At 64.2% G+C, this 9,265-nt stretch carries 9 protein-coding genes and 1 pseudogene; 1 reads left to right on the top strand and 9 read right to left on the bottom strand.

What is annotated here, in order from left to right; genetic code table 11:
- The coding region (locus tag EN969_RS06115) for an ABC transporter permease subunit (RefSeq protein ID WP_127419025.1) at window positions 1–410 on the bottom strand (410 nt) is incomplete at its 3' end.
- Between the two features lie 149 nt (window positions 411–559).
- Window positions 560–1,357 carry an ABC transporter substrate-binding protein gene (locus EN969_RS06120; protein WP_024503391.1) on the bottom strand — a complete coding sequence of 266 codons (798 nt, stop codon included), beginning with the start codon at window positions 1,355–1,357 and terminating at the stop codon, window positions 560–562.
- A gap of 505 nt (window positions 1,358–1,862) precedes the next feature.
- On the opposite strand from EN969_RS06120, the gene EN969_RS06125 reads away from it, so the two are divergent.
- On the top strand, window positions 1,863–2,954 hold the full coding sequence (locus EN969_RS06125) for an LLM class flavin-dependent oxidoreductase (RefSeq protein WP_063169942.1): 1,092 nt from the start codon (window positions 1,863–1,865) through the stop codon (window positions 2,952–2,954).
- Between the two features lie 24 nt (window positions 2,955–2,978).
- On the opposite strand, the gene EN969_RS06130 is transcribed toward EN969_RS06125, so the two are convergent.
- The 7 genes and pseudogenes from EN969_RS06130 to EN969_RS35860 all read right to left on the bottom strand — a co-directional run.
- The gene (locus tag EN969_RS06130; protein ID WP_063169943.1) at window positions 2,979–3,374 is read right to left on the bottom strand and encodes a RidA family protein; all 396 of its coding nucleotides are present in this window, start codon (window positions 3,372–3,374) and stop codon (window positions 2,979–2,981) included.
- A 77-nt stretch (window positions 3,375–3,451) separates the two neighbouring features.
- Window positions 3,452–4,600, bottom strand: coding sequence for an acyl-CoA dehydrogenase family protein (locus EN969_RS06135; protein ID WP_063169944.1), 1,149 nt, complete (start codon window positions 4,598–4,600; stop codon window positions 3,452–3,454).
- 75 nt (window positions 4,601–4,675) lie between these two features.
- Window positions 4,676–5,488: an enoyl-CoA hydratase family protein gene (locus EN969_RS06140; protein WP_063169945.1), complete on the bottom strand. Its 813-nt coding sequence runs from the start codon at window positions 5,486–5,488 to the stop codon at window positions 4,676–4,678.
- The gene (locus EN969_RS06145) at window positions 5,485–5,955 is read right to left on the bottom strand and encodes a MarR family transcriptional regulator (protein ID WP_063169946.1); all 471 of its coding nucleotides are present in this window, start codon (window positions 5,953–5,955) and stop codon (window positions 5,485–5,487) included. Before EN969_RS06145 ends, EN969_RS06140 begins: the two co-directional genes overlap by 4 nt.
- On the bottom strand, window positions 5,949–6,722 hold the full coding sequence (locus EN969_RS06150) for an SDR family NAD(P)-dependent oxidoreductase (protein ID WP_127419026.1): 774 nt from the start codon (window positions 6,720–6,722) through the stop codon (window positions 5,949–5,951). Before EN969_RS06150 ends, EN969_RS06145 begins: the two co-directional genes overlap by 7 nt.
- Window positions 6,719–9,013: a bifunctional salicylyl-CoA 5-hydroxylase/oxidoreductase gene (locus tag EN969_RS06155; RefSeq protein WP_063169948.1), complete on the bottom strand. Its 2,295-nt coding sequence runs from the start codon at window positions 9,011–9,013 to the stop codon at window positions 6,719–6,721. Before EN969_RS06155 ends, EN969_RS06150 begins: the two co-directional genes overlap by 4 nt.
- Before the next feature lie 140 nt (window positions 9,014–9,153).
- Window positions 9,154–9,265: pseudogene (locus EN969_RS35860) on the bottom strand (glyoxalase); the annotation flags it as partial.

Genomic DNA, 9,265 nt, shown 5'->3' on the forward strand with positions numbered 1-9,265 from the left:
GTCAGGAGGAACGGCAGGCCAAGCGCCTGCGACGCCTCGAACTGGCCACGCGGAATGCTCTCGATGCCGGAGCGGAACACCTCGGCCGAGTAGGCCGACATGATGAAGGCGAAGGCTGTCACCGCCGATGCCCAGGACGACAGGCGTATGCCGAGGAAGGGCAGCGCATAGTAGATCAGGATCAGCACGACCAGCACCGGCAGGGCGCGGAAGATGTCGGTGTAGCCGACCGCGAGCCAGCGCAACGGCTTCGGCGCATAGAGCCGCACCAGGCTGATCCCCAGGCCGATGGGGATGCCGATGCCGATGCTCAAAATGCCGAGCAGCAGCGTGTTCAGGAAGCCGCGCAGCAGCGCCGGCAGGCTGGACATAATGACGTCGGGGTTGAAGAAGGTGTCGATCAGCGACATGGGAGCGTTCCCGAACCCCAGAGCAAAGAATGCTCACGTTAAACTCATGGGCCGCCGAGGGCAGGAGATCTGCGGCAGAAGCCGGCGGCCAGGCGTGAAAGAATCGTGCCGGCCTGGAAAGCCGGCACGATGTTACCGCAGCCTTCAGCTCAGGCCTTCGGCAGCGGCATTTCCTTCATGGTCGAAGAGTCGGCGGGCGCGTCGCTGCCGAACCACTTCTTGTGGATCGCGGCCAGCGTGCCGTCCTTCTTCATCGCGCTCAGCGCATCGTTCAGCTTGCCGAGCAGCGGGTGGTCCTTGGTCATCATCAGGCCGTATTGCTCACCGGTCTTGATGCGCTCCTTGACCACCAGGTCCTTCATCTTGGTGAAGGAATATTCCATGCCCGGAATGTCGCTGACTGCCGCATCGACGCGGCCGGCGCTGAGGTCGAGCAGCAGGTTCTGCTGCGTGTCGTAGCCCTTCACGTCGCTGAAGCCGTCGGCTTCCTGATGCGCCTTGACCCAGGTTTCGCCGGTCGAACCGGACAGCACGCCGATGATCTTGCCCTTGAGGTCGGCCTCGGCCTTGATCGGGCTGTCGGCCTTGGTGGCGATGCCCATATCGGAATCATAATAGGGCTGCGTGAACGACTGTGACTTCAGCCGCTCCGCCGTGATGGTGATCGACGAGATGGCGACGTCGATGCGCTTCGAGGTGGTGGCGGCAAACAGCGCCTGGAAGCCGAGATCGGCGATGTCGGTGGTCATGCCGATGCGCTTGGCGGCTTCGTTGACGATGTCGACCTCGAAGCCTTCGAAAGTGCCGCTCTCGTTCTTGAATTCGAAGGGCGGGTTGGTCGGGTAGGCGCCGACATTGAGCACATCCGCGGCATAAGCGGTGGCGGGGCCGGCGGCGATGCCGATGGCGGCGGCGAGAAGAAGCAATTTGCGACGCGTGAAGCTCATTTTTGTTCCCTCTGTTGTTGATCGGGCGGGTTGCTCCCGCACGGTTTTTTGCCGCCCCGCTTCACGCAGGGCGTCAATTCATGGCAGCGACCATGCGGTCACGGTTGGCGATGTTGTGTGTTGCAGACCGCGAATCCGCGCGCACGTCATCGAAGGCATGGCGCGTGTTGGATGATGACTGGGGCAGTATGAACGACAAGAACTGAGACTCCCACCCGGAGCACCCACGATGGACTGGCCGGCACGATGGACTGGTCTGCTCGATGGACTGGCCGGCAAGCCCGTCCGGCACGGCAATCGCCATCGACTCCGGAATGCTTATCCAAAGTGCGGCGCTTTTCAAGGCGAAAGTTTTAAGCTTAAAAAGCTGCGATGTCCGTTGCGTGGTGGACACGGTGCGGCCCGCTGGAACCGATACCCGCGAGCGATGGTGACGCCAAGCTATTTCAGGCTTGAAATATTTCCGCGCGGGCCTAGCGTGCGATCTTCGCCGGGAGGTCGCGACGTGAACAAACCACACCCTTTGCACGGCTCGAACAGACTGAAGCTTGGCGTCTTTTCGACCAATGCCGATGGCGGGCTTGCCATCACCGATGTGCCGGAGCGCTGGGCGGCGAGCTGGCAGGACAATGTGACCGCAGCCCAGATCGCCGACCGCGCCGGGCTGGAGTTCATGCTGCCGATCGCGCGTTGGCGCGGCTTCGGCGGCCGCAACAAGGTGCGCGAATGGTCGTTCGAGACCTTCACCTGGGCGGCGGCACTCGCCATGGCCACCGAGCAGATCGGCCTGTTCATGACCGTGCATGTGCCGCTGGTGCATCCGCTCTATGCCGCCAAGGCGCTGGCGACGGTCGACCATATCAGCCAGGGACGCGCGGGCTTGAACATCGTCTGCGGCTGGAACCCGAAGGAATTCGGCATGTTCGGCACGCCTTTGGTCGAGAAGGGCTACGATCAGGCGGCCGAATGGATCGAAATCCTGGAAAAGCTTTATGCGTCGGCCGAGCCGCTCGATTACGAAGGCACTTATTACCGCCTCAAGGAGGCTGTCAGCCGGCCGGCCAGTCTGCAGGTTCCGCGCCCCGTGACCATGAACGCCGCCTTCGGCGGGCCGGGCCGCGATTTCGCTGCCGCCCGGTGCGATTATCTGTTCACGACATTTTCGGAAATGAGCGATGCCGGCAAGCATGTCGCCGACATCAGCGAGCGGGCCGATAAGGCAGGCCGCGATGTCGGCGTCTACACCGTGGCGCATGTCGTCTGCCGCCCGACGATGGAAGAGGCGCAGGCCTACTACACGCGCTACGCCGTCGATATGGCCGACCATGACGCCGTCGATGCCCACATGGCCGGCAAGAAGGAATTCTCGCAATCGCACGACCCGCACGCCTATGACCGCTACCGGCAGCGTTTCGCCGGCGGCGCCGGCACCTACCCGCTGATCGGAACGCCGGAAACGATCGCCGCCGACATGGTCGCAATTGCCGGGCACGGCTATCAGGGCATCGCGCTGTCCTTCGTCAACTACACGCAAGAACTGCCCTATTTCTGCGATCACGTGCTGCCGATCTTGAGGCAGGCGGGGCTTCGCGAATAATTTATTCCTGAGGCAGCCAATAATTTATTCCGGAATGACGGCGGTGGCCTGGATTTCGATCTTGGCGCGATCCTCGACCAGCGCCACCACCTGCATGGCGGCCATCGCCGGAAAATGCCGGCCGATGACCTCGCGATAGGCCTCGCCGATACCCCTGAGATTGGCAAGGTATTCGGCCTTGTCGGTGAAGTACCAGGTCATCGAGGTGATGTGCTGCGGCCCCGCGCCGGCTTCCGCCAGCACCGCGACGATGTTCTGAAGCGTTTGCCGCACCTGGCCGACGAAGTCGTCGGTTTCGAACTGGCATTGGCCGTTCCAGCCGACCTGTCCGCCAACGAAGACGAGCCGACCGCGCGCCGCGACGCCGTTGGCGTAGCCGACAGGTTTGGCCCAGCCTTCCGGCTGCAGAATCTGGTGCATTTCAGTCTCCCGATTCGTCAAAACTCGGTTCGCAATATCCATTGTCAAAACAGTCTGGTCCGTGGGCGCGACCTGCTTCAGGCCGCGCCCATCACTTGCCGCGCAATCACCACTTTCTGCACGTCGGAGGCACCCTCATAGATGCGCAGCGCGCGGATCTCGCGATACAGGCTTTCGACGATGTGGCCTTTGCGGACGCCGTCGCCGCCGTGCAGCTGCACGGCCTTGTCGATCACCTCTTGCGCCCTGTCGGTGGCAAACAGCTTGGCCATCGCCGCCTCGCGGGTGACGCGGGGCGCACCCATGTCCTTGGTCCAGGCGGCGCGGTAGACCAGCAGCGCCGCCGCATCGACATCGAGCGCCATGTCGGCGATGTGCCCCTGCACCATTTGCAATTCGGCCATCGGCGCGCCGAATAGTTTGCGCTCGGCCACGCGTTTGATGCTTTCATCCAGTGCACGGCGGGCAAAGCCGAGTGCCGCCGCACCGACGGTCGAGCGGAACACATCGAGCACCGACATGGCGATGCGGAAGCCGTCGCCTGGCTTGCCGATCAGTGCGGTGGCCGGCAGGCGGACCCGCTCGAAAGACAGCCGCGCCAGCGGATGCGGCGCGATCACTTCGAGCCGTTCGGCGATGCCAAGGCCCTTGGCGTCGCCAGGCACGAGGAAAGCGGAAAGTCCCTTGGCGCCCGGCGCCTCGCCGGTGCGGGCAAAGACGACATAGAGGTCGGCGATGCCGCCATTGGAGATCCAGGTTTTTTCGCCTGTAAGAACGTAGCTGTCGCCGTCGCGGGTCGCCGTCATTTCCGTGTTGGCGACATCTGATCCCGAGCGCGGCTCCGACAGGGCGAAGGCTGATATCGCCTTGCCGGCGCGCGTCTTCGAAAGCCATTGCCGCTGCTCCACCGTGCCGAACAGGCTGAGCGCGCCGGTGCCCAGCCCCTGCATGGCGAAGGCGAAATCGGCCAACCCGTCATGGCGGGCGAGCGTCTCGCGCGTGATGCACAAAGTGCGGACGTCGAGGGGACCCGGGTTGTCGGTGTCGAGCGCCGTTGGCTTCAGCCAGCCGTCTCGGCCGAGCTTGCTGACCAGCTCGCGGCAGGCGGCGTCGACATCATGGTGATCGACTGGGAGGTTGGTCGTGCACCATGTCTCGAGGTGCTCGGCTAGTTCGCGATGGCGGTCTTCGAAGAACGGCCAGGAGAGGAAGGAACGGTCAGGCATTGGTGGCCCCGCTATTGAGGCCTTGCGCACTACGGCGCCCCCCTCCCGCCAACGTCTCCACGCAAAGCATCATCCTCAATCCCCCTCGAACACCGGCTTTTCCTTGGCCACGAACGCCTTGTAGGCGCGTTCGAAGTCGCGGGTCTGCATGCAGATCGCTTGCGCCTGCGCTTCCGCCTCGATCGCCTGGTCGAGGCCCATCGACCATTCCTGGTTGAGCTGGGTCTTGGTGATGCCGTGCGCGAAGGTCGGGCCGGAGACGATGCGCGCCGCCATGTCGAGCGCGTCGGCTTCAAGCGCGGCGGCATCGACCAGCCGGTTGTAGAAACCCCAGCGTTCGCCTTCATCAGCCGTCATGGTGCGGCCGGTGTAGAGCAGTTCGGCGGCGCGGCCCTGGCCGATGATGCGCGGCAGGATCGCGCAGGCGCCCATGTCGCAGCCGGCGAGGCCGACGCGGGTGAACAGGAATGCGGTCTTGGCTTCCGGCGTGGCGATGCGGATGTCGGAGCTCATCGCAATGATGGCGCCGGCGCCGACCGCGACGCCGTCGACCGCCGCAATGATCGGCCTGCCGCAATTCAGCATCGCCTTGACGAAATCGCCGGTCATGCGGGTGAAGACCAGGAGCTCCTTCATGTCCATTTTGACCAGCGGGCCGATAATGTCGTGGACATCGCCGCCGGAGCAGAAATTGCCGCCATTGGAAAGGAACACCACGGCGTCGACATCGTCGGCATAGACGAGGTCGCGGAACGTGTCGCGGAGTTCCGCATAGCTGTCGAAGGTCAGCGGGTTCTTGCGCTCCGGCCGATCGAGCCGGACCTTGGCGATCCTGCCCTCGACCTCCCAGAGGAAATGCTTCGGCTTGCGCCCGGCCATTGCGGTCATTCGCGTCCCTCCCAGTTGCTGCGGAACGAGGTCAGCATGCCGGTCAGCCGGCGCGCGTCGTCCTCACTGACCTTGCCCAGCAATTCGCCGATCCAGCCTTCATGCGCCGCGGCGATCGCGGCAAAGGCCTGCGTGCCTTCCTCGGTCAGCCGCACCATCGAGGTGCGGCGGTCGCCATTGCGCCGCGCGCGGGCGACAAGTCCTTCCGAAACCAGCCGGTCGACGATGCCCGTGACATTGCCGTTAGAGACCAGCAGGAAACGCGACAGGTCGCTCATCAGCATGCCTTCCGGCGCGCGATAAAGCGCTGCCATCACGTCGAAGCGCGGCAGCGTGGTGTTGAAGTCCTTCTTCAGCCGCTCGCGCAGCTCGGCCTCGATCGTGCGCGAGGCGCGCAGCAGCCTGATCCACAGACGCAAGCGGTCCTTGCCGGGTCTCGACGGCGCGGGCAGGGGGCCGGCTACCATGTTTCGCCTCCTGAGATGGAAATCGCCTGTCCGGTGATCGATTGGGCGGCGTCGCCGCACAGCCACAGCACGGCGGCGGCAATTTCATCCGGCTGGATGAAGCGGCCTTGCGGGTTGGTCGAGGCAAGGCTCGATCGCGCTTGTTCGGCCGAGCGGCCGGTCTTTTCGATGATGCGCCGGATGGACTCTTCCAGCATTTCGGTTTCCACAAAGCCTGGGCACACCGCGTTGACGGTGACGCCGGATTTCACTGTTTCGGCGGCAAGCGCCCGCATCAGGCCGATGACGCCATGCTTGGCGGCGACGTAAGACGCGACGTAGGCGTAGCCTTTCAGGCCGGCGGTCGAGGCGATGAAAACAATTCGTCCCGTCTTCCGCGCGGCCATGCCGGCCAGCGCGGGCTTCACCGTCAGGAAGGCGCCGGTCAGATTGACGTCGAGCGTCCGCTGCCAGTCGCTGAGCGCGGTTTTGTGCGCCCGCGCGCTGCCGGCCATGCCGGCATTAGCGACGACGATGTCGAACGGGCCGCGCGCGGCTTGCGCCCTCTCGTAGAGCGCCGCCATTGCCGCCTCGTCGGTGACATCGGCGGCGATGCCAGAGATGCGGTCGTTTTCGCCGGCCACCTTGGCGAGCTCTGCTTCCCGGCGGCCGCAGATGGTGACGCCGATGCCGGCAGCAGCCAGCGCCAGCGCGATGGCCCGCCCGACGCCGGAGCCGCCGCCAGTGACCAGCGCATGCTTGCCGGGTATCGTCGCGGCGGCCGTCATACTTTCAGCCCCGCTGCGGCGTCGCGCTCGGCCAGACGGTAGAGCTGGTCGCGTCCGGGCAGATAGGGATCAGGCCATTTGACACCGCGGTCGCCGAGCGTGACGGCGGCATGCAGCGTCCAGTAGGGATCGGCGAGATGCGGCCGCGCCAGCGCCACCAGGTCGGCGCGGCCGGCCATCAGGATCGAATTGACATGGTCCGGCTCGTAGATGTTGCCGACCGCCATCGTCGCCATGCCGACCTCGTTGCGGATGCGGTCGGAAAACGGCGTCTGGAACATGCGGCCATAGACAGGCTTGGCCAGTGCCGAGGTCTGGCCTGCCGAGACATCGCAGATGTCGACGCCGGCCTCATGCAGCAGCCGCGCGATCTCGACCGCGTCGGCCGGCGTCACGCCCTCGATGCCGACCCAGTCATTGGCGGAAATGCGCATCGAGATCGGCTTCTCCGCCGGCCAGGCGGCGCGCACCGCGCGGAAGATTTCGAGGGGATAGCGCATGCGATTGTCCAGCGAACCGCCATATTCATCCGTGCGCCGGTTGGTGACCGGCGTGATGAAGGACGACAAGAGATAGCCATGCGCGGCGTGGATTTCGAGCATGTCGAAGCCGCAGCGATCGGCCATCTCGGCCGAAGCGACGAATTCGTCGCGCACGCGGTCCATGTCGGCGCGGTTCATCGCCTTCGGAACCTGATTCTGCGGCGACCACGCAACGGCCGAAGCCGCCATCACCGGCCAGTTGCCTGAGACCAACGGCACGTCAGTGCCCTCCCAGCCGAGCCGGGTCGAGCCCTTGGCGCCGGAATGGCCGATCTGGGCGCAGATCTTGGCCTCGGTCTCGGTGTGGACGAAATCGACCAGCCGCTTCCACGCCACCTCATGCTCGGGCGCGTAGAAGCCGGGACAGCCGGGCGTGATGCGCCCTTCCGGGCTGACGCAGGTCATCTCGATATAGATGAGACCGGCGCCACCCTTGGCCCGCTCGGCATAATGCGTGAAATGCCAGTCGGTCGGGCAGCCGTCGACAGCCTTGTACTGCGCCATCGGCGAAACGACGACGCGGTTCTGCAGCCTCATGTCGCGCAGCTTGAACGGCGCGAACATCGGCGCGCGGCGCAGGCTGTTGCCGCCGGCGCCCGCCTGGCGCTGGAACCATTCTTCCGCGCTTTCAAGCCATTCGGCATCGCGCAGTCGCAGATTCTCGTGGCTGATACGCTGCGAGCGGGTCAAAAGCGAATAGTTGAACTGCACCGGATCGAGGCCGAGATAGCGCTCGACCTCCTCGAACCATTCCAGCGAATTGCGCGCCGCCGATTGCAGCTTGAGCACCTCGGTGCGGCGGGCATCCTCATATCTGCGGAAGGCGGCATCCAGGTCCGGCTCAGTTTCGACATATTCGGCCAGCGCCACAGCACTTTCCAGTGCCAGCTTGGTGCCGGAGCCGATCGAGAAATGCGCCGATGCCGCTGCATCGCCCATCAGCGCGAGATTCTTGTAAGACCAGCGCTCGCACAGCACGCGCGGGAAATTGATCCAGGCCGAACCGCGGATATGGTTGGCATTCGTCATCAAGGCGTGGCCGCCGAGATGTTTTTCGAAGATCCGCTCACAAACGGCGATCGATTCCTGCTGCGACATCGCACCGAAGCCGAAGGCAGCCCAGGTCTGCTCGCTGCACTCGACGATGAAGGTCGCGGTGTCGCTGTCGAACTGGTAGGCGTGGGCCCACACCCAGCCATGCTCGGTTTTCTCGAAGATGAAGGTGAAGGCGTCGTCGAATTTCTGGTTGGTGCCGAGCCAGACGAACTTGCATTTGCGGGTGTCGATGTCGGGCTTGAAGATGTCGACGAAACTGTTGCGCGCCCTGGAGTTCAGGCCGTCGGCAGCGACGACCAGATCGTGCGTCTCCATGTAAGGCTTGGGATCGGCGATGTCGGTCTCGAACATCAGCTTGACGCCGAGTTCACGCGCCCGGCGCTGCAGCAGGACCAGCAGCCGCTTGCGGCCGATGCCGCAGAAACCGTGCCCTGACGAGACCGTGCGCACGCCGTCATGAATGACGGCGATGTCGTCCCAGTAGGCAAAGTGCTTCTTGATCCAGACGGCGCTGACCGGATCGTTTTTCGACAGATTGTCGAGCGTTTCGGCCGACAGCACGACGCCCCAGCCGAACGTGTCGTCGGCGCGGTTGCGCTCGAACACCGTCACATCGTGGGCGGCGTCCCTCAGTTTCATCGAAATGGCAAAGTAGAGGCCGGCTGGTCCGCCGCCGAGAACCGCAACCTTCATCTGTGCGATCTCCTCTTCGCTTGCTGGAGTTCAGTATCGCGCCGGCGATAAGATATTTCAAGCTTAAAGTTTCATATCAGAACGATCGTCCTGACATGGCGAAAGCGCGCCTGCGTGTCATCGCGCAAGCGCGCTGCCGATCACTTTTCCGGGCTCTTCGGGCTCCACAACACCGTCTCGGCGCCCTTCTCATAGGCCATCCCGTCGGGATAGCTGATCGCTTCCAGTTGCAGCCCCCAGGGCGCCTGGAAA

It is taken from the genome of Mesorhizobium sp. M7A.F.Ca.CA.003.01.2.1, assembly GCF_003998945.1.
In the GTDB taxonomy this organism is placed as follows: Bacteria; Pseudomonadota; Alphaproteobacteria; order Rhizobiales; family Rhizobiaceae; genus Mesorhizobium; species Mesorhizobium ciceri.

Excerpts from the sequence above, each read along its gene's own strand:
- EN969_RS06120 (WP_024503391.1), bottom strand. The coding sequence starts at position 1,357 with ATGAGCTTCACGCGTCGCAAATTGCTTCTTCTCGCCGCCGCCATCGGC.
- EN969_RS06130 (WP_063169943.1), bottom strand. The coding sequence starts at position 3,374 with ATGCACCAGATTCTGCAGCCGGAAGGCTGGGCCAAACCTGTCGGCTAC.
- EN969_RS06135 (WP_063169944.1), bottom strand. The coding sequence starts at position 4,600 with ATGCCTGACCGTTCCTTCCTCTCCTGGCCGTTCTTCGAAGACCGCCAT.
- EN969_RS06140 (WP_063169945.1), bottom strand. The coding sequence starts at position 5,488 with ATGACCGCAATGGCCGGGCGCAAGCCGAAGCATTTCCTCTGGGAGGTC.
- EN969_RS06145 (WP_063169946.1), bottom strand. The coding sequence starts at position 5,955 with ATGGTAGCCGGCCCCCTGCCCGCGCCGTCGAGACCCGGCAAGGACCGC.
- EN969_RS06150 (WP_127419026.1), bottom strand. The coding sequence starts at position 6,722 with ATGACGGCCGCCGCGACGATACCCGGCAAGCATGCGCTGGTCACTGGC.
- EN969_RS06155 (WP_063169948.1), bottom strand. The coding sequence starts at position 9,013 with ATGAAGGTTGCGGTTCTCGGCGGCGGACCAGCCGGCCTCTACTTTGCC.